The sequence below is a fragment of the Microbacterium sp. ARD31 genome (assembly GCF_031844425.1).
This window is the reverse complement of sequence record NZ_JAUZVE010000006.1, coordinates 170,371-191,807: the sequence shown is the minus strand read 5'-3', so window position 1 is coordinate 191,807 and position 21,437 is coordinate 170,371. Positions and strand designations below refer to the sequence as shown.

Genomic DNA, 21,437 nt, shown 5'->3' with positions numbered 1-21,437 from the left:
AGGCCACTGACCGCGGTGTGGGGCGCGACCGCGCCCCACACCGTGTGGGTCAGAGTGCCGCGAGGATGTTCTCCATCTCCGCGATCTCCGCCGTCTGGGTGTCGACGATGTTCTGCGCCATCTCGATCGCATCGGGGTTTTGACCGTTGTCGATCTCGTCCTGCGCCATGTCGATCGCGCCCTCATGGTGGACAGTCATCTGCTCCAGGAACAGCCGGGACGCTTCGTCTCCGCTGGCACCCTCGAGCGCTTGCATGTCGTCCTCGGTCATCATCCCGCCACCGTGGTCCATGTCGCCCATGCCGTCCATGGACGAGTCCGCGCCCCACTGATCCAGCCACTGTTCAAGCTGATCGATTTCGGGCTGCTGCGCGGCTTTGATCTCTTCGGCCAACGCGGTGACACGCTCATCGACACCGTCCTTGCCGAGGAGCATGTCCGACATCTCCACAGCCTGCGTGTGGTGCGGGATCATCATCTGCGCGAACATCACGTCCGCGTCGTTGAAATTCGCAGCCTCGGCGGGAGCTGACGAGGAGCTTCCGCCGTGATCCATCCCGGGCATAGACGTCGAGTTGCCACCGCCCGCGCAACCGGCGAGGGTGAGAGCCGTGGCGAGGGTGAGCGCGACCGTGGCCGCTGTACGAATTTTCATCTGGGGTCTCCAAGCATCGATACGTGAAGCCAGCGGCGAGCTGGCGAAAAGGCGGAGGCGAAGCAGGTACCGGGTACCCACTCCCCCGCCGTTCACGTACGGCTAACGCAGAGGACAGATAACGACGGGGCCGCGAGAGTAGGGCGACGACCCGGCGCCAAGAGGGCCACGGTCGGTGCCCGGTCACGGACGACGCGCAGCAGCGCTGCGCTGCGAGGGGCCAGCAGCATCACCAGAGCGAGAATCGCCAGTACGCAGGCCATGACCAGCAAGTCCGCATGCCCTCCGCCACAGTCCACACACTCCGTCGACGCTGTGGCGCCGTCGCTCGTGCTGGCCGCTGCCGCGTGGGTCTCGCCCATGGAGGCAGCATGAGACATGGGCGCGGCGTCGTGGCCCTGTCCGGAGCCGAGCGAGTGCATCGCCAACAGACCGACGATCACGGCGGTCGTGACGGCGAGGAGGGTGACCAGTGTGCGGGTGCGGGCGCGCGCATGAGAACGGTCCACGCTGTCAGCGATGTTCATCAGCGACACGTTCCACCTCCCGCGGTCCTAGAGTACGACGTGAATCTACGGATCAGCCGCGCCCGGCGACCGCGTCAGGCGACAGATCCAGCCGGCGCAGCAGCTGCGCGTTGAGGGCCACCACGATTGTTGACAAGGACATCAGGATCGCCCCGACCGACATTGGTAGCACGAACCCGACCGGGGCAAGGATGCCGGCCGCGAGGGGGACGGACAGGAGGTTGTAGCCGGCCGCCCACCACAGGTTCTGCTTCATCTTCCGGTAGCTCGCGCGAGACAGTTCGATCACTGACAGCACGGAACGAGGGTCGTCGCTGGCGAGGATCACCCCGGCGGAGGCAATCGCGACATCCGTGCCGGCACCGATCGCGATACCAACGTCCGCTTGCGCGAGAGCGGGCGCGTCGTTGACTCCGTCACCGACCATCGCGACCTTGCGGCCCTCGCCCTGCAGCCCCTTCACCTTCGAGGCTTTGTCTTCGGGTCGGACGCCCGCGAAGTACCGGTCGATGCCGAGCTCGGTCGCGACCGAGGCTGCGACCGCTTCCGCGTCACCGGTGATCATGACCACCTGCACGTTCCGCTCGTGCAGCGCGGCCACGGCCGCGCGGGACTCGGGTCGGATCTCATCAGCCAACCGGAGCGCCCCGGCTACCTGCCCGTCGATGAGGACGTGGAGAATGATCGCGCCTTCCTCTCGCCACTGATCCGCGACGGGCAGCTCGCTGCCGCCTTCTTGCTCGAGCAGGTACGGGCCACCAACCTTCACTTGCGTCCCGTCGACCCGTGCGCTGACTCCTACCGCTGGGGACGAGGTGAAATCCGCTGCCGCGGGCACGGTGAGCTGCTGGGCTTTCGCGGCGTTCACGATCGCGCGGGCCAGTGGATGCTCCGAGTCCGTCTCGGCCGCGGCGGCCAGGGCGAGCAGCGTGTCGGGGGCGATGCTACCGGCAGGTTCGACTGCGGTGACGGCGGGGGTGCCCTTGGTGAGGGTGCCTGTCTTGTCGAACAGCACGGTGTCGACGGTGCGCATGCTCTCCAGGGCCAGACGATCTTTGATCAGCACCCCGCCGCGGGCGGCGCGCTCTGTGGCGATGGACACCACCAGTGGGATTGCCAGGCCCAGAGCGTGCGGGCAGGCGATCACCAGCACCGTGATGGTGCGGATCACCGCATCATCAGGCAACCCGACGATGGTCCACACAACGGCGGTGATTACCGCGGCGACCAACGCGAACCAGAACAGCCACCCGGCGGCACGGTCGGCGAGGCGCTGCGCCTTCGAGGAGGAATTCTGGGCCTCGGTGACCAGGCGTTGGATGCCGGCGAGAGCAGTGTCCTCTCCGACGGCGCTGATCTCAACACGGATGCCGGAGTCAGTGGCGACGGTTCCGGCCACGACCGCGTCCCCGTCGCCGCGGCGTACAGGCTTGGATTCGCCGGTGATCATCGACTCGTCCATGCTCGCCGAACCCTGCACCACCCGACCGTCAGCCGGAACCCGTCCGCCAGGGCGAACCACGACAACGTCGCCGACCTGCAGGTCAGCGGGCGCGACGGTGACCGTGGTGTCCCCGTCCACCTTCTCCGCCTCGTCCGGGAGGAGCGCGGCAAGGGAGTCCAGTGCGGAGGTGGTCTGTGCGAGCGACCGCATTTCGATCCAGTGCCCGAGGAGCATGATGACGATCAGCAGCGCCAGCTCCCACCAGAAGTCCAGTCTGTGATCCAGCAGCCCGAGACTCGCCCCCCACGACGCGATGAACGCGACGGTGATCGCCAGCCCGATCAGCAGCATCATGCCGGGTTTACGGGCACGCAGTTCGCTGACCGCGCCGGTCAGGAACGGGGAGCCACCCCACACGTACATGACGGTGCCGAGAACCGGGGAGATCCAACCCACCCATGCTGTGTCGGGCAGCGGGTAGCCGATCAGCATCGAGAACATGCTCGAGAACGCCACCACCGGGACAGCGAGGATCAGGTTGATCCAGAACAATCGACGGAACCGTGCGACATGGTCCGCGCCGTGCCCGGCGTGCCCACCATGTCCACCGTGCTGCATCCCCGCGTGCGCGCCGCCGTGTCGCTCATGGGTGCTGTCGTCCGCTGATGCGTGGTGGGCGTGCGGCTCATCGATGGCGTCAGGCTCGGCGACGGTTTCGCGCAGTCCCTGCGCGGTGTCATCCCCACCTGTGCCGCTCGCCGTGGGGTGGTGGTGGTCGTGCTGACTCATGATGAGCGTCCTTCCACTGTTCGCATCGGACAGATGCAGGTCAGACCCGGGCGAAAACGCGGGCCGGTTCGGGGGTAGGGGGCCTCGAGCTCGCCGGGAGGGTGCGGAAGCCGCGCAGGCGCAGACTGTTCGTGACAACGAACACCGAAGACAGGGCCATCGCGGCCGCGGCGACCAGCGGGTTCAGCAGCCCGGCCATCGCGACCGTGCGCACGACGCGCAGGTCATCCCGGTGATGTCGAGTTCGACATCGACCGCGCTCATGACGGGCTGGTGGCCACGGCGTAACCAGCCTCCTCCACCGCCGCCTCCACGGCAGCAGCAGGGATCGGCGTCGAGCTGCGGATCGTCACCCGTGACGCGCCACCCGCGTTCAGGTCCACCGACACACCCTCCACCCCGTCGATCGCGGACAACTCTTCGGTGACGCTCGACACGCAGTGCGAGCACGTCATCCCCGTCACCATGACGTCAGACGTCACAGCCGCCGCGGCCGCATCCGCGGTCTCGGGAGTCGATGCGGTCGCGCAGCATGCACAGTCAGCGCCGGTGTCCTTCAAGCCCAGGTCGTTGCGGTCCTCAGTGTTCATCATCGTCTCCTCGTCGTGAGTGGATAGGTGGGTTAGGAACGGACCAGACGGGTGATCGCCTCGTTGGCTTCGCGGATCTTCTCTTCCGCAACGGCACCACCCTCAGCGCTGGCTTCGGCAACACAGTGTGAGAGATGGTCGCCCAGCAGCGACAGCGCGACAGACTCGAGGGCCTTCGTGGCCGCGGAAACCTGGGTGAGGATGTCGATGCAGTACTTGTCCGCTTCGACCATCCGCGCGATCCCACGGACCTGACCCTCCGCGCGGCGCAACCGCTTCAGCAGATCGTCCTTATTCGTCGAGTACCCGTTCATCCCGGGTACACTACCCCCCTACCGTATCGAGAGCAACCTCACCACGTGGCCGCCCCTGCCATTCCCGATGTCAGAACGTCGGCCTAATGTGGTCTACTACCTGCGTATGCACGCAGATGCGCAGGGTGGTGACCTTTCGCCCGAAAGTGAGTATGTCGAGGTAGCCGTGGAGGTGTTTCGGCTGCTCGCCGATGCAACTCGCATCCGCATCGTGCTGGCTCTGCGGGACGGGGAGCTGTCAGTAAATGGACTGGCCGAGCATGTCGAGCGGAGCCCTGCTGCGGTCTCACAACACCTCGCGAAGCTTCGGTGGGGCAAGCTCGTCCGGGTCCGCCAGGACGGCAACAAGGCGTTCTACCGCCTCACCGACGAGCACGCGATACGGCTCGTGATCGAAGCAATCCGTAAGGCCGAGCACGCCATCGATGAGCACCCGGGACATCACGCGTGATCCGCGTCCTGCGAAACCCGATCTACCGGGCGCTGTTCCTTGCTCAGGTGTTGGCCCTGTTGGGCACGGGGCTGCTAACGGTCGCACTGGGCCTACTGGCGTTCGACCTGGCAGGCGATTCCGCCGGCGCCGTGCTGGGTACGGCCTTGACGATCAAGATGATCGCCTACGTTGGCATCGCTCCCTTAGCTGCGGCGCTGGTGGATCGACTGCCGAAGAAGGCGGTGCTGATCGGTGCTGATGTGGTCCGGTTTGCGGTCGCAATGTCCCTGCCCCTCGTGACCGAGACATGGCAGATCTATGTGCTCGTCTTCGTTCTGCAATCCGCGTCGGCGACTTTCACACCCGCGTTTCAGTCCCTGATCCCGAGCGTGCTTCCAGAGTCACGCGACTACACCCGCGCGCTGTCGCTGTCTCGCCTCGCATACGACCTCGAAGCGCTGCTGAGCCCGATCATCGCCGCAGCACTTCTCACGCTCGTCTCGTACAACAACCTCTTCCTCGGAACCGCTCTCGGCTTCGCGAGCTCGGCAATCCTCGTCCTGATCACCACGCTTCCAGCCAGAGAGCCCGACATGCCAGCCGATACGTTCTGGCAACGTCTCCCCGCAGGCCTCCAGGTGTTCGCCCGGACGCCGACCCTCCGGTTCGTGATGCTGACCAACGTCATCGTCGCGGCTGGTACCGCGATCGTCCTGGTGAATTCCGTCGTCTACGCGCGGGCCGTGTTCGAACTCGGCGACACCGCTCTCACTCTCGCCCTGGCCTGCTACGGTGTCGGGTCGCTCATCGTCGCACTCAACGTCCCCTGGATCGTTGACCGGCTCGGTGTGATCCGTCCGATGATCGCCGGCGGCGCCCTGATTAGCGTCGGCCTGATCGCCGCCGCCACCATCACCGGTCTCTTCACCGCAACCGCAGCCGGATGGCCCGCCCTTCTGGTGACGTGGACGATCCTCGGTATGGGTACATCGCTCGTGAACACCCCGTCGTCCCGAATTCTTGCTGATGCGTCAACCCCACAGAACCGCAACCTGGTCTACACCGCGCAATTCGCGCTGTCCCACGCCTGCTTCCTCATCACCTACCCCATCGCAGGCTGGCTGGGCAGCATTAGCCTGCTCGCAGCCGCCGTCCACCTCGCCGTCCTCGGAACAGGAGCCCTCGCCGCGGCCGTTTGGCAAACACGACGGATGCAGGCCGCACCGACGCTCGAAAAACATTGAGTAGCGGCCCTGTTCGAGTATTGAACTCGATCTGTCGTGAGCTGAGGCCGGCTAGTGGAGCGAGCCACCCGGAGGTGTGCTACGGAGTCAGTCTCACGTCGGGGAACCACCTTTCGGGAGGTTCTGTGTACGGTAACGGTTCGCCGGGCTCGCACGCATCCTTCGACTTCGCGAAGGGGCCGTCAGGGCTCAGAAGCAGGTCATGTGGTGGTCCGCGTGGTCACGCCACCACACGCTCGCACCCGTCGCCGGGTCGAGCCGCAGATGCTCCCACGAGCGCCATAGACCCTCGAGGCGGGCCACCGCCTCCGGGTAGCGCCACCAGTCCGCCGCCCACCGGTAGCGGGCGTTTCCGGGCCCGACAGGGCGCGTGTACATGTGGCGCAGGTACTCCCGCACGAACTCGTCGACGGAGCCGTACACCAGCTCCGTGGCCAGCTCGTGGGCGTCGTCGTCGCGGAAGTCATCGAGCAGGTCACTCATCGCGCGGCTCGTCCTCTTCGATCACGGCAGCTCGAGCAGGAGCCGAAGCGGCGGGTGCGCTGTGGGAGGGATCGTGCGCGGCGATCGACGCGCGCAACGCGGCCGCATGTGGCCCGTTCATCCACGGGACCGTCTCGACGAGGGTCGCGGGAGCGCCAGAGGCGAACACGACCGCGCGGCCGCGCGGGAGAGCGCCGAGATCCGCGACGTCGAGGGTGCGTTCGCGTTGCACCCCATGAGAGGTAGACCGGGTGCCGCGGCCGACACTGGTGGAGGTCGTGCGGCGGTCGTAGTCACCGATCATCTGCGAGAGCTCGTTCAGGAACTCCGGTTCCTTCACGCCGCCGCCGTAGACGGCGACGTTCGAGGCGCTCCACAGCTTGCGCATCCCGTCGCGCCCCCACACCTGCACGCCCTGAGACCAGGACTGCAGAATCGTCATCAGGACGATTCCCCGGGATCCGTAGTGGCTGTAAAGGTCGGGGAGGTCGTGCCAGCGGCACACGTTCGCGGCCTCGTCGAGAACACCGAGCATCGGCACCTGCAGGCGCCCGCCCGGTTGCGTGGTCGCGTACTCCTCCGCCGCTTCAACGGTTGCGGCCGTCAGCGCGGTCACCAGCGGGCCGGCAGTGCCGCGGCCCTCCTTGGAGAGGCTGTAGAGGGTGTCATTCGAGCGCACGAAAGCGTGCGGGTCGAACTGCGGCCGCGAATCCAAACCGCCCTGGGGGGGTCACCCACTGAGCGATCGCGCGCACCTTCAAGCACGACGCCATCTGCGCGGCGGTGCCGTAGACACTGTCACGACGGCGAGACTCGCCGTTGACCTGCCCGGAGACGGCATCCGCCATTTGCTCGTACCCGTGACGGCGGAGGATCCGCACCGGCTCATCATCGCCGGGCGTGGTCGTCCAGGTGAAGGCGGTCGTGATCGGCAGGCCCTCGAGCGCTGCGGCGAGAACGCCGTTTGGAGCCAGCGCGGCAACTTCCTGAGTGTGCCGACCGACTGCCCGCAGCGCGACGAGCGACTGGGGTGGACGGGAGATATCGCCGCCTATGCGGCATCCGCGTCGTTCCCGTTCGACACGTCCGACTTCCTCGACAGCGGGCTGCGCGATCTGCCGCTCGAGACCGAGCACGCGCCCGACCGCGCCGTGCCCTTCGTCGTGCCTGCCGTGCTGAAGTACGCGGACTTCCCCGAGGGGACGGCAACCAATTCGGCGACTGGCTCGACCCCGATGCTCCGGTCACGTGCACGACGCCTACCGGTTGTTGCTCGAACGGGAGTGCCCCTCGTGGCTGTACCCCGTGACCATGGGGGCGACCACCGTCTGGGAGCGGTGGGACTCGATGCTCCCCGACGGGAGTATCAACCCGGGCGAGATGACGAGCTTCAACCACTACGCGCTGGGGGCGGTCGTCGACTGGATCCACCAGGTGGTGGGCGGTCTGCGTCCTGCCTCACCGGGCTACGGTCGGGTGCGCGTCGAGCCTCGACCGGGTCCAGGAATCGAGTGGGCCGAGACATACCTCCTGACCCGCGGGGGGCCGGTCACCGTCGCGTGGCGGATCCCGGACGGCGAGCTGACGCTCGAGGTCGGTCTGCCGGACGGCCTGCCCGCCGACGTCGTCCTGCCGGACGGGCGCGTCGTCGAGGTCGCCGGCGGTGGCCACACCTTCAGCGCGCGCGTCTGACCCGGCGCGTCAGTCGTCGACCCCGGGCGGGGGCTCGCCGAGCGACTCGACCGCGTCGAAGAACGCCTCGGGCACCTCGGCCTCGATGAGGGGGCCGAGGGCGTCGAGGCGGGCGGTCGACGAGATCCCGACGATGGTCGCGTCGACGAGGGGACTGCGCATCGAGAACTGCAGCGCCGCGGCGGCGAGGTCGACACCGTGCTCGTCGGCGAGGCTGCGGACGCGCCCGACATGGGCGGCGAAGTCGGCGGGCATCGGACGGTAACCGAACGAGCCGTCGCCGTTGGCGAGCGTGCCGCCGCCGAACGGCGCCGCGTTGAAGACCGTCATGCCGTGCGCGCGGGCCGCCTCGAAGACGGGCTCGGCGGTGCGCGTCACGAGCGTGTAGCGGTTGTGCGAGAGGACGACGTCGAACGCACCGGTGTCGACGTACTCCCGCACCTGCGACAGCGTGCCCGACGCGATGCCGATCGCGCCGATCACGCCCTGGTCGCGGAACTCGATCAGGGCGGGGACGGCACCGCCCGGACCCATCGCCTCGGCGAGCGTCAGGCCGTAGGGGTCGTGTAGCTGGTACAGCGGCAGGCGGTCGAGCCCGAGGCGGGTCAGCGACTCGTCGAGCGAACGCTTCACCCGGTCGCCGTCGAAGACGCCCGTATCGGGGTCGCTGTCGGCCTTCGAGTAGATCCGCGCCGGTCCGGGCAGTCCGCCGGCGCGCCGGATCGCGTCGCCGAGCGCCTGCTCGCTGCGTCCGCCGGCGTAGTTGTTGCTCGTGTCGACGTCGCCGAGGTCCGAGCGGATCAGTGCGTCGGCGAGCTCGGCCGCCCCCGGGCGGTCGCCGAGACGCGAGGCCCCGAGGATGACGGGGGTGGGGGAGAGGGCGTTCATCGGTGCCTCCCGGCTTCGGTGCGCGGTGGCCTCCGACGATACCCACGGTCGCGCGCGTAGCGTGTGACAGGACGGATGCGGCGACCCGCGGCATCCGTCGATCGATCAGCAAGGAGAACCCATGCCCACCGTCGCCGCGTACGCAGCCCCTTCGGCAACCGATCCGCTCGTCCGCACGACGATCGAGCGTCGCGAGACGGGACCGCGCGATGTGCTCATCGCCATCCGGTACGCGGGGATCTGCCACTCCGACATCCACACCGTCCGGGGCGACTGGGGTCCGGTGACCTACCCGCTGGTCGTGGGGCACGAGATCGCCGGCGAGGTCGTCGAGGTCGGATCCGAGGTCGACGGTTTCGCGGTCGGCGACCGCGTGGGCGTCGGCTGCATGGTGAACTCGTGCCGCGAGTGCGAGAACTGCCGTTCCGGCATGGAGAACTACTGCCTGAAGGGCAACACGCAGACGTACGCGTCGGTCGACCGCGACGGCACGATCACGCAGGGCGGCTACTCGACCCACGTCGTCGTCGATCAGGACTTCGTGCTCCGCATCCCCGAGGCGCTCCCGTACGAGTCGGTCGCGCCCCTGCTGTGCGCCGGCATCACGACGTACTCCCCGCTCGCGCACTGGAAGGTCGGACCCGGCTCGAAGGTCGCCGTCGTCGGCATGGGCGGGCTCGGGCACCTCGCGGTCAAGATCGCGGCCGCGATGGGTGCCGAGGTGACCGTGCTGTCGCAGACCCTGTCGAAGCAGGAGGACGGCCTGCGCTTCGGTGCATCGCACTACTTCGCGACGAGCGACGACGCCACCTTCCGGACCCTCGCCAACACGTTCGACCTCATCCTCAACACGGTGAGCGCGCCGCTGAAGCTCGACTCCTACCTGCGGATGCTGCGCCTGGACGGCACCATGGTCAACGTCGGCGCCCCGCCCGAGCCGCTGCCGCTGCGGGTGTTCACGCTGTTCGGCAACCGGCGGTCGTTCGCCGGTTCCAGCATCGGATCCATCGCCGAGACGCAGGAGATGCTCGAGTTCTGCGCCGCCCACGGCATCGTGCCCGAGACCGAGCTGATCGGCGTCGACGAGGTCAACGAGGCGTACGAGCGGGTGCTGCGATCGGACGTCCGCTACCGCTTCGTCATCGACATCGAGACGTTGAAGGACTGAGTCTGAAAATCCGGCGGGATCTGGTCACCGCGGGGTGTTACCCTCGCGTCAGAGCGTGACATCTCCCGCCGGGTCCACCGGCGCGGTCGCGCACGGGAAGACGGACACATGCCGTACCGCAGCCGCGCCACGCTCCAGCTCTGGCTCGAGGACTTCATGTCCGCGCGCGAGGACGGCGACCTGATCAAAGTCGTCATCCAGGACGATTCGTGGGGCGACGACGGCGGCCTGGTCGTCGTGCCGCTGCGCAACGCGTCCACCACCGTCTACGTGCGCCCGCCGATGGGCGAGGACTCCCGCTGGCGGGTCGTCTTCGAGCCACAGCTCGACGAGGTCGCCCTCTCGGCCGAGGAGACGGCTGCCCTCGTGGCCGAGCTCGGGACGGCCGCCGAGCTGTGCGGCTACCTCGAGGTCCGCTCGGTCGCGCACAACGAGGCCGCCCCCACCGGCTGAGGCCGCCACACGCCCGACCCGGGTCAGACGGTGGATGGCGGCCACATAGCGGCGGCGATCGGATCGACTTGCGTGGCGGGATCCGGCTCAGGAACGATCCGCAATCCCATGGGGGAGTTCGCCGAAGACATCAGCGCCTCGACCCATGCGGGATTGATCGTCGGAGGCGCCACGAAGAGTGTTTTCAGCGGCAGACGCGAGTCGATCCGTAAGACGGGGTAACGGGTCGTCACGGAGCGTCCCGGGCATGAACGGGCAGCGCGAACGGGGCTAGGAATGTGTCTCAGCCACACACCCACAGCTCGCACGAAGGAACGCCGCACGATGTCCGACCAGCCCCAGCACCCACAGAACGACCTCCGAACGGCGGTCGCCGGAGAGAAGAAGCGCACTCGCGTCGTGCTCTCCGTCGCCATCGGAGTGGTCGCCGTCGCCGCCATCGTGGGCGGCGTCGTGCTCGCCACCAACGCGTTCCGCACTCCGGCGGCCGGCGCGGCCGGTGAGCCCGCCGCTGCGGCGGAGCCCCTCAGCGTCAAGATCGCCGTGTCCGAGGACAGCCCCTTCCAGGACACGGTCAAGGAGGTCGCCGCCGAGAAGGGCCTCGAGATCGAATGGGTCAACGTCGAAGACTGGGTGCTTCCGAACACCGAGCTCGCGGCCGGTACGGTCGACGCCAACGCCTTCCAGCACATCCTGTACCTGAGCGCGTTCAACGCCGAGAACAACGAGGACCTGACGCCCGTCTTCTCGACCCTCATCACCCAGTGGGGCATCTTCTCGGCCTCCCTGGACTCGGTCGAGGACGTGCCGGACGGCGCCAAGATCGCGATTCCGGACGACCCGTCCAACGGCGGCCGCGCGCTGAACATCCTCGAAGCAGCCGGCCTGATCGAGCTCTCGCAGGACAAGGGCGACTTCCCCTCGACCGATGACGTGACCGGCAATCCGAAGAACCTCCAGTTCGTGGAGATCGCGGCGACCTCGATCGCGCAGCAGTTCGACGACCCGAGCCTCGCGGCGGTCGTCGTGGGCACCTCCTACTTCGACCCCAGCCAGGGCATCACGACCGATGACGCACTGTTCCTCGACGACTCGCTCTCCGAGCAGAACCTCCCTTACGTGAATGTCATCGCCACGCGCGACGACAACAAGGACGACCCGGCGTGGGCGATCCTCAAGGAGGTCTACGCGGACGAGCGCGTCGAGGACGCGAATGTCGAGGAGAACGCCGACACGACGGTGCTGGTCGACGTGCCCGTCGAGAAGCTCCGCGCCAAGCTGGCCGACCTCGAGGAGCAGGCGGCCTCTCAGTAAGCCGCTGCCGCACCATCCCTCTCGGCCCCCTCGACCGGAGAAGAGCACCCATGAGCACCGCCATATCCTTCGAGAACGTCTCCAAGTCCTTCACGGTGAAAGGACGGACCTTCGCCGCCCTGAACGACGTCAGCCTCACGGTCGAAAGGGGCGAGATCTTCGGCATCGTCGGATTCTCCGGCGCGGGCAAGTCCACTCTCCTGCGCACCGTCAACGCTCTCGAGCGACCGACCAGCGGCCGCGTCGTCGTCGACGGTCGTGAGATCTCTGCGCTGTACGGCAAGGCGCTCTACGCCGCCCGGCAGCGCATCGGCATGGTGTTCCAGCAGTTCAACCTGCTGGAGTCGCGGAACGTCTACAAGAACATCGCCTACCCCCTGCGGCTCGCGGGGATCCCCGAGGATGAGACGCTGGACCGCGTCGAGGAGCTGCTTCGCTTCGTCGGGCTCACGGACAAAGCGCTGTCCTACCCGTCGCAGCTCTCCGGCGGACAGAAGCAGCGCGTCGGCATCGCTCGCGCTCTGGCCACCCGGCCCGACGTTCTCATCTCGGACGAGGCGACCAGCGCCCTCGACCCCCAGACCACGGGCGAGGTCCTCGACCTCCTCCGCCGCGTGAACGAAGAGTACGGCGTGACGATCCTGCTCGTGACCCACGAGATCGACGTGATCCGGGAGATCGCCGACAAGGTGGCCGTCATGGAAGATGGAGAGGTCGTCGAGCACGGCAGCGTTTACGACGTCTTCTCGGCGCCGCAGCATCCCACGACGAAGCGATTCGTCTCGTCCGTCCTGCACCACGTGCCGTCGCCCGACGCGCTCGCGAAGATCCGCGCCGTGCACCACGGCCGGCTCGTGCAGCTGCACGTCGAGGACCGGGACACCAATCATCCGTTCCTCTCCCAGGTAGCCCGAGACCACGAGGTCGACGTCAACGTCGTGTTCGGAGGTGTCGACGAACTGCAGGGACGTCTGTTCGGCAGCCTGACCGTCGAGCTGATCGGCGCCGATGAGGCAGTGGATGCCGCGATCGGCGGACTGCGGCGGACGACTTCCGTCACCGAGCTCGACGCACGTATACCGGAGGTGGCTCATGCGTGATTTCGACCCCGATGCCTTCTTCCCACGGCTGTGGGATGCCATCGCCGAGACCGGCCTCATGGTGACCGTCGCCTTCGCCGGTGCTGCGGTCATCGGAGTCCTGTTGGGACTTCTGCTCTACGCGAGCCGTCCCGGCAACCTGCTGCAGAACCGGTTCGTCTTCGGCGTGCTCAACTTCGTGATCAACGTGATCCGCCCGATCCCGTTCCTCATCGTCGCCATTGCGGTCATCCCCCTCACGCGCGTGATCTTCGGGACGGGTCTGGGCCCGCTGCCGCAGACGATCCCGCTCATCATCGTGGCGTGCGTCGCCATCGCCCGCGTCTCGGAGTCCAACCTCGTCGCAGTCAGTCCGGGATCGATCGAGGCCGGCGCGGCGATGGGGGCGAGCCCCGCGCGGGTGCTGTTCTCCATCGTCGTCCCGGAAGCTCTCGGCCCTCTCACGCTGGGACTCACCTACATCCTCGTCGCGCTCGTCGACGCGACCGCTGTGGCCGGAGTCCTCGGGGGAGGCGGGCTCGGGTCGCTCGCGATGAACTACGGGTACCAGCGCTTCGACTGGATCTCGGTGGCGATCGTCGTCCTCGTCCTCATCGCCCTCGTCCAGGCGGCGCAGTTCCTCGGCAATGCGGTGGCTCGAAAGGTGATGCACCGATGACCCTCGCCTTCGATGAGTTCCTGGCACGCGTCGCGCCTGACGCGGCTCGGCGGGAGCGCGATCGGTGTCTGCTGACCGCCGAACTCGCCGAGCTGCGCGGGATCGGCTTCGGCGCGTGGCGAGTGCCGGCGGCCTTCGGCGGGTCGCCCCTGCGCCTCGAAGAACTGTTCGCCCGCCTCATCCGCCTCTCCAGCGCGGACGCGAGTCTCGGCCACGTCTGGCGTGGACACATCGCCTTCGTGGAGTCGCTCCGGCAGCAGCCGGCGGACTTCGCGGCACCGTGGTTCGAACGCATCCTCGCGGGAGATTTCGTCGGCAACGCTCAGTCGGAGCGCCACGACACCGCGCGGCTCGAGACCCGCATCGATCGGTCGGAGGGGTCGGCCGTCCTGTCGGGCACGAAGTACTACACGACCGGGAGCATCTACGCCGACTGGATCCATCTGGCGGCGCTGGACGGCGACGATCGCGTCGCGGTCACGGTGTCGGCGCATCACGACGGGGTGCGCTCGACCGATGATTGGGACGGTTTCGGTCAGGTGCTCACCGGCAGCGGCACGACCGTCTTCGACAGCGTGCCGGTCGGCGTGGACGGCATCCTTCCGCCCTCGAGTGATCCCGCCTGGGCTGCGTGGCACCATCTCGGGTCGATCCTCCAGCTGGCGCTCGTCGCCGTCGTCGCGGGAATCGCGCAGCGCGCTCTCGACGACACCGTCGCCTTCGTGACGCCACGCCGTCGCACGTTCGGGTTCGCGGGCGAAACGCTGCCTCGTGAGGACCCCCTCGTCCAGCTCGTGGTCGGCGAACTCAGCGTCGCCGCGTCGACCGCGCGGCGGCTGGTGCTGTCGGTCGCGGCCGACCTCGGGGATGCGTCGGAGTCGGGCGCCAGCGTCGAGCGCATGCGCGACATCCAGTTCGACGTGTTCCGACTACAGGAGCTGGTACCTCGGCTCGTGCTCGATGCGACGACCCGTCTGTTCGAGGTCGGCGGAGCTTCAGCGGTCGGCAACGGGTACGCGCTCGACCGTCACTGGCGCAACGTCCGCACCATCGCTTCGCACAACCCGGTCATCCAACGGACGCGTGCGCTCGGACAGTTCGCGCTGACCGGCGATCTCCCCGACTGGCAGGCGCCCGCTGCGGACCGCTCGGAGGTATCCCGATGACCCTTCCCTCGATCACGCTCGGCGACGGGCTCATCGTTCCCGCGCAGGGCTTCGGGACGATGTCGCTCACACACGCCTACGGGCCGGCGGATGAGCAGGAGTCGATCGCCACACTGCACGCCGCCATCGACGTGGGGGCGTCCCTCATCGACACCGCCGACATATACGGCAACGGCGCGAACGAGGAGCTCGTCGGACGTGTGGTCCGCGCCCGCCGCGACGAGGTCGTCCTCGCCTCGAAGTTCGGCTTCCTGCCCGACCCGGATGCCGACGGTCTGCGGATCCGCGGAGATAGGCCTTACGTCCGCGCGGCCGTGCAGCGGAGCCTCCGCAGGCTCGGTGTGGAGCGCATCGACCTGTACTACTACCACCGGGTCGACCCGCGGGTGCCGATCGAGGACACCGTGGGCGCGATGGCGGAGCTCGTCGATGACGGACTGATCGGTCACATCGGCTTGAGTGAGGCGACGGCTGCGGAGCTCGCGCGCGCACACGCCGTGCACGCCATCGCGGCCGTGCAGAGTGAATGGTCGATCTGGAGCCGGGATGTCGAGGATCACGTCATCCCTACGGCGGTGGACAGGGGAGTGGGCTTCGTGGCGTACTCGCCGCTCGGGCGAGGTTTCCTGACCGGGGCCGTCAGCGCGGATGCGCCGCCGGATCCGACCGACAGCCGCCGCAACTTCCCGCGGTTCGACGCGGAACGCCTCCGCTCGAACGAGGTGATCGTCGACGCAGTGCGTCGACGGGCAGCCGATGAAGGGGTGTCCCCCGCCCGGCTCGCGCTGGGCTGGCTGTACGACCGGGCAGAGAGGCTCGGCGTGGCGCTCACAGCGATCCCCGGGACGCGACGAGCGGACCGGGTCCGCGAGAACGTCTCCGCACTCGGACACCGCCCGTCCCCGCAGACGGTCGCTGAGCTCGATCGCCTCGCTTCGCTGGTCGAGGGTGATCGGGCGCGCGACCCGCTCACGATCTCGCAGGGCCGCGAGCGGATCGGTGACGAATGAGTCGCGTCCGTGATGCCGTGCACCGGTTCACCCCCGTCTTCGACGACGTGGGGAGGGATGCCGTCACGCGCGAACGCGACCGGCGACTCCCGCACGCCGAGGTTGCTGCGCTGCGCGAGGCGGGGTTCACGAGAGTGACGCTGCCCGAGGAGTTCGGAGGGGGCGGCGAAGCGCCTTCCGTGCTGTTCGAGCTCCTCGCCGAGTTGGCTCGCCGCGACCCGAACCTCGCTCAGTTGTTCCGCTCGCACTTCTCGTTCGTCGATCGCACGGTGCTCGCCCCGCCGTCATCGCAACGCACCCGCCGTCTCGAACTGATCTCGTCGGGAGCGATCGTCGGCAACGCCAGTCATGAACGGTCGACGGCGAAGGTGGGGACTCTCGCCACGACGCTCGCAGACTCGCCGGACGGTCTCGTGCTGGACGGCACGAAGTACTACAGCACCGGCACCCTGTTCGCAGACCTCGTGTCCGTCGCCGCCCAGGATGAAGACGGTGCTCTCGTGTCGGCGCTGGTCCCGACGAACGCGTCGGGCGTCGAGGTCATCGACGATTGGACGGGATTCGGCCAGCGCATGACCGGGAGCGGTACGACGATCTTCCGCGCCGTCGCCGTGGCGGAGGATGCCGTCTCGCGCCGGCTGCTCGGCGGACCCTCGCACGGCGGGGCATTCGTACAGTTGGTCCTGCTCGCGACGGTCGCGGGCATCGGTCGGGCGATCGTCGACGACGCCGTTCGGTTCGTGCAGACCCGCACCCGCACCTACAGCCACGGCTCGGCGCCGACGGCCCGCGAAGACCCGATCGTGCAGGAGACCGTCGGCAGGCTGTCCGCTCTCGCCTTCGCGGCCGACGCGGCGCTCGCCGCCGCCGCCGCGGGCGTGGACGCGTCGACCGAGGCTCAGCGGAACGGTGCGTCGGGAGAAGAGCTGCGTGCGATCATCGAGCCCGTCGAGGCATCCACCACTCGTGCCCAACTCGTCATCCTTCCGTCGGTCCTCGACGCCGCCACTCTTCTCTTCGAGGTGGGTGGGGCGAGCGCGGTCGACACGGGGCTCGCCCTCGACAGGCACTGGCGCAATGCCCGGACGATCGCGTCGCACAACCCCACCCCCTTCAAAGCCAGAGCCCTCGGCGATCTCCTCCTCAACGGCACCCCCGTCCCGGGATGGTGGAGCACCGGTGAGGCATGAGAGGCATGAGGCGAACCCGGAAAGGCATCGAATGACCGAGCCCAAGAAGCTCATCCTGAACCTGTTCGAGATGAACACGGTGAGCCACATCACGCACGGTCTCTGGTCATTGCCGGAGAACAACCGGCACCGCTTCAACGACATCTCGTACTGGCTCGAACTCGCTCAGATCCTCGAGCACGGTGGGTTCGACGGTGTGTTCCTGGCCGACGTGATCGGAGCGTACGACGTGTTCCGCGGCGGCCCCGAGACGGCGATCCGCGAGGGACTCCAGATCCCGTCGAACGACCCGCTTCTGGTCATCCCCGCCATGGCGGCGGTCACGGAGAGGCTCGGGTTCGGGGTGACGTTCTCGACGAGCTACGAGCCGCCGTTCGCCTTCGCACGCCGCATGTCCACCTTGGATCACCTCACCGGAGGGCGGGTCGGGTGGAACGTCGTCACCTCGTACCTCCCGAACGCCGCGCGCAATTTCGGTCTCGCCGACGAGATCCCGCACGACCGCCGCTACGCCATCGCCGACGAGTTCCTCGACGTCGTCTACAAGCTCTGGGAAGGGTCGTGGGATGACGACGCCGTCGTCGCCGACGCGGTCGGGAAGACGTACACCGACCCCTCGAAGGTCCGGTACATCGACCATGTCGGCGAGAACTTCCGTGTCGCCGGCCCGCACCTCAGTCAGCCGTCCCCGCAGCGGACCCCGGTTCTGTATCAGGCGACCGGGTCGCCGGCGGGCATCGCCTTCGCCGGTCGTCACGCCGAGCTCGTCTTCACCGGGGGGCGGTCGACAGCGGACTTCATCCAGAACGCCGAGCGGATGCGGGAGGCCGCCGCGCGTCACGGGCGCACGGCAGACGACCTCAAGTTCATCGTGCAGGCGGGCGTCGTCGTGGGGCGCACGGAAGCAGAAGCATCGGACAAGTGGCGCACCTATCGCGAGCAGACCAGCCTGGAAGGCATCCTCGCCCACGCCGGGTTCCCCTTCGATCCGACGGTGTTCCCGCGGGAGACCCTCGTTCGCGATGCCCTCGCGCAGGCCGGCGTCGCCGAGAAGGCGGTGCCGAGTGCGGGCCCCGACACGACGATCGGTCAGCTCATCGACGGGATCGCGGGCGGACGGGAAGGCCGGTTCTTCGTCGTCGGGACGCCGAAGGTGGTCGCCGATGAGATCGAGCGGTGGCTGGACGAGGACGGCGTCGACGGGATCAACCTGCGTCAGTACCACTCCTTCGACACGGCCCGCGACTTCGCCGAGCTCGTCGTCCCCGAGCTGCGCGCGCGCGGGCGTCTGCTCGAGGGCGGGCCGACCCTCCGGGAGCGCCTGTTCGGCCGGGGACCGCGACTGCCCGAGAATCACATCGCCGCGCGCTACCGCGGTGGAGCGAACTTGACCGTCCCGATGCCTCCCCTCTTCGGCTGAGAAGAGCGTCCGCACGCCTGGGCTGGCAGCGCGTGTGAATGAATATGACGAACCTCTACCTCGTGTTTCAGGTGTCCGTTCCGGGTCAGCGCCACCCCGGGACGATGGAGGGATGTCGCACCTGGTCACCGTCGAGGAACTCGGCACCGAGCTGTCCGTCGGTGCGCCCGTGCGCCTCCTGGATGTGCGGTGGCGGCTCAATGAGCCCGAAGGTCGTCCCGCGTACCTGGGCAGCCACATTCCGGGCGCCGTCTACGTGGACCTCGAGCGTGAGCTCTCGCGACTCGGGCACCCTGAGGAGGGACGCTACCCGCTGCCGGACAGGGCGCAGCTCGAGCAGACGGCCCGCCGCTGGGGGATCAGCGACGGTGACCGTGTCGTCGTGTATGACGACAACGACGGGGTGGCGGCGGCCCGTGCCTGGTGGCTTCTCCGTGGACACGGGGTGCACGTACGACTCCTGGACGGCGGCTTCCCCGCATGGCTGCACTCAGGGAATCGGCTCGCACGCGGCGACCACATCTCCACTTCGGGAGATGTGACCCTCAGCGCTTCATCCCTCCGTACCGTCTCGATCGGCGAGGTCGCGAGCGCCGTGCGCCCGGGCTTTCTCGTCGACGTGCGAGCGCCGCAGCAATATCGCGGTCAGGTCAGCGGCCTCGAGGCCGTCGCCGGGCACATTCCGGGAGCCATCAACATCCCCACGGTGACGCACATCGACTCACGCGGGCGTCTGCTGTCGCCCGACCGCATCCGCGAGACGTTGAGGTCCCACGGCCTCGAACCGAGCACCCCCGTGATCGTGTACTGCAACAACGGCATCGCGTCGGCGCACTCGGCGCTGGCGTTCGAGTCGGCGGGGTATCAGCCACAGCTCTATGCCGGCGGGTGGAGCCAGTGGAGCCGATCACCTGGGCGTCCGATCGCCATCGGACGCACTCCTGCCGACGTCATCGTGGCGGCGTGACGGCGGGGCTGGAGGCGGCCCACCGTAAGAGCGGGATGCTGACAGGGGGCCGCCTCGAGCTGATGCAGACTCGGTTCCTGCTCAGCGCGCGGGGGCGAGAAGGGCCTTCTCGGTACGGTCGACGATCCCAAGGAAGGTCTCGTCGTCGCCGTAGGCGCGGGCGAGGATCAGCCCGCCTTGGATGGCAGCGACGGCGTCGAGCGCACGGGTTGCTGACTCCTGGGGAGTGAGTCCCGTGAGGCGCAGAGTGCCGGCGAGGGCGTCGACCCAGCCGGAGAAGTAGGCCCTGACGGACGCGTGCTGAGGATCGGCCGCGGTGCGCAGGGGAACGAAGATCTTCTCCTCGAACCAGTCGCGGACCTGGTCCAGCACCGCGCGGGCCATGTCCGTCTTCCCTTCGGGGAAGAAGTGACGAGGCCGATGCGGAAGACCCATGGACCTTGTGGTGGATGCATGTCGAGGGGCGCCTCGCCGCAGACTGGTGTTCGCTGACTGGGTCGGTGAGTGGCCCCGCCCTCAGGCGAGTCGGCGATCACGTTGCGATCGCTGAGCTGTTCGACGAAATCCTCCGGCACGTGGAGCGTGACACCACGCGCGCATCGGTCCTGCGGGCCTCAGGCGCGGCCTGGCACCTTATGACGCGTCTCGCCGACCCTGCGGCGGAATCGGACGCCGCATCAGATCCGATCGAGCGGGCCGCAGAGCACCTCCGGCGTCATTACGGCGAAAAGGTGTCCGTCGTCGACCTCGCGGCGATCGCCGGACTCAGTGAGTCCTACTCCGCGGCGAGCTTCCGTCGCCGACTGGCCGGCAGCCCCTGAGGATCGACGCGTTCCCGCTCGGCCGGGCTCACGTGGTGGATCTGATCTCGTCCATCGACCGTTGTATGGCCACCGCAGCGGCACCGCGGGCCCACGCGCGAAACCCTGACTCGTCGACATGGATGTTCACCGTCGATGCTTGGGTGTCGCGCCCGGCTGCGATGGCTTCACGAATGATCGGTTCGGCGACGCGGAACAGACCGACCCCTTCCCCTGAGAGCACGACGTCGGCTTGCAGGCTGAGGTTGGTGGCGAGAGCTATCAGCCTCCCGAGGGCGGTGCCCGCTCCATCGACCACTGCGCGCGCCGCGGGATGACCGGCGTCTGCTAGCGAGAGCGTCTCCTCGTATCCGACTGGCCGTCCCACTGCTGCCGACACCTGAGCAGCGATGGACCCCGAGGACAGCATCGCTTGGGAGCAGCCACGGTGGCCATCGGTGCACACCGGGCCGTAGGGGTCGAGGGGGATGTGGCCGCCGGTGCCGGTCGTCGAATCCGGCGTCCGGACAACTTCTCCGCGTACGACCAGTCCGTATCCCACGCCGGCACCGATCGTGACGGTAACGAACCCGTCGAGGCCTCGACCCGCGCCGAACCAGCGCTCAGCCTCCGCGAGGGCGACAACGTCGTTCTCCACAACGACGGGAACGGCGAGCTCCCGTTCGAGAACCGCCTGCACGTCCACGTTGATCCAATCCAAGAACGGTGCGAACGTCGCCACTCCGTCCTGGACGACACCGCCGAGACTGACGCCGACGCCGCGCAGCTGGTCAGGTCCGAGGTCGCGAACCGCTTGGACGATGAGCTGAAGAACCTGGTCGGGAGAGGAGTCCGTGATCGTACGCTCATCGCTTGCGACCATCTCGGCCCGGATGTCCGTCTGGGCGACGACGACCTGATCACCGGTGATCTTGACGCCGACGAACGATCCGAGGCCGGGTGCGATATCGAGAGGTCTTGTCGGCCTCCCGACTGTGCCATCGGCGACCTCGTCGAGTTCGACGAGCAGGCCCCTCTCCAGCAGAGGCTTCGCCAAGCGGGTCAGGCTGGCGGGCGATAGCCCCAGCCTTGATGTGAGGTCGCGACGTGAGACGGGGCCGTGGATCAACAC

General features: G+C 68.0%; 23 protein-coding genes and 2 pseudogenes. 14 read left to right on the top strand and 11 right to left on the bottom strand.

Features of this window, described 5'->3' with window-relative positions:
* Positions 1 to 49: 49 nt before the first annotated feature.
* The 5 genes from Q9S36_RS18145 to Q9S36_RS18125 all read right to left on the bottom strand — a co-directional run bounded on the left by Q9S36_RS18145 (position 50) and on the right by Q9S36_RS18125 (position 4,319).
* The gene (locus Q9S36_RS18145; RefSeq protein ID WP_311286333.1) at positions 50 to 655 is read right to left on the bottom strand and encodes a DUF305 domain-containing protein; all 606 of its coding nucleotides are present in this window, start codon (positions 653 to 655) and stop codon (positions 50 to 52) included.
* Between the two features lie 92 nt (positions 656 to 747).
* Positions 748 to 1,182 (bottom strand): DUF6153 family protein, encoded by a 435-nt coding sequence (locus Q9S36_RS18140; protein ID WP_311286332.1) that lies wholly within the window; start codon positions 1,180 to 1,182, stop codon positions 748 to 750.
* A gap of 52 nt (positions 1,183 to 1,234) precedes the next feature.
* Positions 1,235 to 3,415: a heavy metal translocating P-type ATPase gene (locus tag Q9S36_RS18135; RefSeq protein WP_396653793.1), complete on the bottom strand. Its 2,181-nt coding sequence runs from the start codon at positions 3,413 to 3,415 to the stop codon at positions 1,235 to 1,237.
* 260 nt (positions 3,416 to 3,675) lie between these two features.
* Positions 3,676 to 4,005 (bottom strand): heavy-metal-associated domain-containing protein, encoded by a 330-nt coding sequence (locus Q9S36_RS18130; RefSeq protein ID WP_253035843.1) that lies wholly within the window; start codon positions 4,003 to 4,005, stop codon positions 3,676 to 3,678.
* Positions 4,006 to 4,037: 32 nt separating this feature from the next.
* Positions 4,038 to 4,319 carry a metal-sensitive transcriptional regulator gene (locus Q9S36_RS18125; RefSeq protein ID WP_311286331.1) on the bottom strand — a complete coding sequence of 94 codons (282 nt, stop codon included), beginning with the start codon at positions 4,317 to 4,319 and terminating at the stop codon, positions 4,038 to 4,040.
* A gap of 106 nt (positions 4,320 to 4,425) precedes the next feature.
* On the opposite strand from Q9S36_RS18125, the gene Q9S36_RS18120 reads away from it, so the two are divergent.
* Together Q9S36_RS18120 and Q9S36_RS18115 are read left to right on the top strand one after the other, a co-directional pair.
* On the top strand, positions 4,426 to 4,770 hold the full coding sequence (locus tag Q9S36_RS18120; RefSeq protein WP_311286466.1) for a metalloregulator ArsR/SmtB family transcription factor: 345 nt from the start codon (positions 4,426 to 4,428) through the stop codon (positions 4,768 to 4,770).
* Positions 4,767 to 5,996 (top strand): MFS transporter, encoded by a 1,230-nt coding sequence (locus tag Q9S36_RS18115; RefSeq protein ID WP_311286330.1) that lies wholly within the window; start codon positions 4,767 to 4,769, stop codon positions 5,994 to 5,996. Before Q9S36_RS18120 ends, Q9S36_RS18115 begins: the two co-directional genes overlap by 4 nt.
* A 189-nt stretch (positions 5,997 to 6,185) precedes the next feature.
* Here the strand turns inward: Q9S36_RS18115 and Q9S36_RS18110 are convergent, their stop codons facing one another.
* Complete coding sequence (locus Q9S36_RS18110; protein WP_253035833.1) at positions 6,186 to 6,479, bottom strand: DUF4913 domain-containing protein; 294 nt, start codon at positions 6,477 to 6,479, stop codon at positions 6,186 to 6,188.
* Positions 6,472 to 7,158 (bottom strand): TraG/TraD/VirD4 family protein, encoded by a 687-nt coding sequence (locus Q9S36_RS18105; RefSeq protein ID WP_311286329.1) that lies wholly within the window; start codon positions 7,156 to 7,158, stop codon positions 6,472 to 6,474. The genes Q9S36_RS18110 and Q9S36_RS18105 overlap by 8 nt, the downstream gene beginning before the upstream one ends.
* Positions 7,159 to 7,423: 265 nt before the next feature.
* Here Q9S36_RS18105 and Q9S36_RS18100 point away from each other — a divergent pair.
* Positions 7,424 to 8,171: pseudogene (locus tag Q9S36_RS18100) on the top strand (alpha-L-rhamnosidase C-terminal domain-containing protein); the annotation flags it as partial.
* A 9-nt stretch (positions 8,172 to 8,180) separates the two neighbouring features.
* On the opposite strand, the gene Q9S36_RS18095 reads toward Q9S36_RS18100, so the two are convergent.
* Positions 8,181 to 9,059 carry an aldo/keto reductase gene (locus tag Q9S36_RS18095; protein ID WP_311286328.1) on the bottom strand — a complete coding sequence of 293 codons (879 nt, stop codon included), beginning with the start codon at positions 9,057 to 9,059 and terminating at the stop codon, positions 8,181 to 8,183.
* Positions 9,060 to 9,180: 121 nt separating this feature from the next.
* Between Q9S36_RS18095 and Q9S36_RS18090 the strand changes: the two genes are divergently transcribed.
* Both Q9S36_RS18090 and Q9S36_RS18085 read left to right on the top strand, forming a co-directional pair.
* A complete protein-coding gene (locus Q9S36_RS18090; protein WP_311286327.1) occupies positions 9,181 to 10,227 on the top strand; it encodes an NAD(P)-dependent alcohol dehydrogenase in 1,047 nt (348 codons plus the stop codon).
* A 108-nt stretch (positions 10,228 to 10,335) separates the two neighbouring features.
* On the top strand, positions 10,336 to 10,680 hold the full coding sequence (locus tag Q9S36_RS18085; protein WP_311286326.1) for a hypothetical protein: 345 nt from the start codon (positions 10,336 to 10,338) through the stop codon (positions 10,678 to 10,680).
* Between the two features lie 23 nt (positions 10,681 to 10,703).
* Here the strand turns inward: Q9S36_RS18085 and Q9S36_RS18080 are convergent, their stop codons facing one another.
* Positions 10,704 to 10,913: a hypothetical protein gene (locus Q9S36_RS18080; RefSeq protein WP_311286325.1), complete on the bottom strand. Its 210-nt coding sequence runs from the start codon at positions 10,911 to 10,913 to the stop codon at positions 10,704 to 10,706.
* A gap of 91 nt (positions 10,914 to 11,004) precedes the next feature.
* Here Q9S36_RS18080 and Q9S36_RS18075 point away from each other — a divergent pair, with 91 nt between their 5' ends.
* From Q9S36_RS18075 to Q9S36_RS18040, 8 genes are all read left to right on the top strand, one after another.
* The gene (locus Q9S36_RS18075) at positions 11,005 to 11,994 is read left to right on the top strand and encodes a MetQ/NlpA family ABC transporter substrate-binding protein (protein ID WP_311286324.1); all 990 of its coding nucleotides are present in this window, start codon (positions 11,005 to 11,007) and stop codon (positions 11,992 to 11,994) included.
* A gap of 50 nt (positions 11,995 to 12,044) precedes the next feature.
* Positions 12,045 to 13,094 (top strand): ATP-binding cassette domain-containing protein, encoded by a 1,050-nt coding sequence (locus Q9S36_RS18070; protein WP_311286323.1) that lies wholly within the window; start codon positions 12,045 to 12,047, stop codon positions 13,092 to 13,094.
* Complete coding sequence (locus tag Q9S36_RS18065) at positions 13,087 to 13,752, top strand: ABC transporter permease subunit (RefSeq protein WP_217528626.1); 666 nt, start codon at positions 13,087 to 13,089, stop codon at positions 13,750 to 13,752. Before Q9S36_RS18070 ends, Q9S36_RS18065 begins: the two co-directional genes overlap by 8 nt.
* On the top strand, positions 13,749 to 14,918 hold the full coding sequence (locus Q9S36_RS18060) for an acyl-CoA dehydrogenase family protein (protein ID WP_311286322.1): 1,170 nt from the start codon (positions 13,749 to 13,751) through the stop codon (positions 14,916 to 14,918). Before Q9S36_RS18065 ends, Q9S36_RS18060 begins: the two co-directional genes overlap by 4 nt.
* Positions 14,915 to 15,928 carry an aldo/keto reductase gene (locus Q9S36_RS18055; protein ID WP_311286321.1) on the top strand — a complete coding sequence of 338 codons (1,014 nt, stop codon included), beginning with the start codon at positions 14,915 to 14,917 and terminating at the stop codon, positions 15,926 to 15,928. Before Q9S36_RS18060 ends, Q9S36_RS18055 begins: the two co-directional genes overlap by 4 nt.
* Positions 15,925 to 17,118, top strand: a complete 1,194-nt coding sequence (locus Q9S36_RS18050; protein ID WP_311286320.1) for an acyl-CoA dehydrogenase family protein — start codon at positions 15,925 to 15,927, stop codon at positions 17,116 to 17,118. Before Q9S36_RS18055 ends, Q9S36_RS18050 begins: the two co-directional genes overlap by 4 nt.
* 31 nt (positions 17,119 to 17,149) lie before the next feature.
* Positions 17,150 to 18,538 (top strand): NtaA/DmoA family FMN-dependent monooxygenase, encoded by a 1,389-nt coding sequence (locus Q9S36_RS18045; protein WP_311286319.1) that lies wholly within the window; start codon positions 17,150 to 17,152, stop codon positions 18,536 to 18,538.
* A 112-nt stretch (positions 18,539 to 18,650) separates the two neighbouring features.
* Positions 18,651 to 19,505, top strand: a complete 855-nt coding sequence (locus Q9S36_RS18040) for a sulfurtransferase (protein ID WP_311286318.1) — start codon at positions 18,651 to 18,653, stop codon at positions 19,503 to 19,505.
* 81 nt (positions 19,506 to 19,586) lie between these two features.
* Here the strand turns inward: Q9S36_RS18040 and Q9S36_RS18035 are convergent, their stop codons facing one another.
* Positions 19,587 to 19,889, bottom strand: a complete 303-nt coding sequence (locus Q9S36_RS18035; protein WP_311286317.1) for a hypothetical protein — start codon at positions 19,887 to 19,889, stop codon at positions 19,587 to 19,589.
* 41 nt (positions 19,890 to 19,930) lie between these two features.
* On the opposite strand from Q9S36_RS18035, the pseudogene Q9S36_RS18030 reads away from it, so the two are divergent.
* Positions 19,931 to 20,326 (top strand): annotated as a pseudogene (locus Q9S36_RS18030) (helix-turn-helix transcriptional regulator); the annotation flags it as partial.
* A 28-nt stretch (positions 20,327 to 20,354) separates the two neighbouring features.
* Here Q9S36_RS18030 and Q9S36_RS18025 read toward each other — a convergent pair.
* Positions 20,355 to 21,362 carry an ROK family protein gene (locus Q9S36_RS18025; protein ID WP_311286316.1) on the bottom strand — a complete coding sequence of 336 codons (1,008 nt, stop codon included), beginning with the start codon at positions 21,360 to 21,362 and terminating at the stop codon, positions 20,355 to 20,357.
* Positions 21,363 to 21,437: the final 75 nt, after the last annotated feature.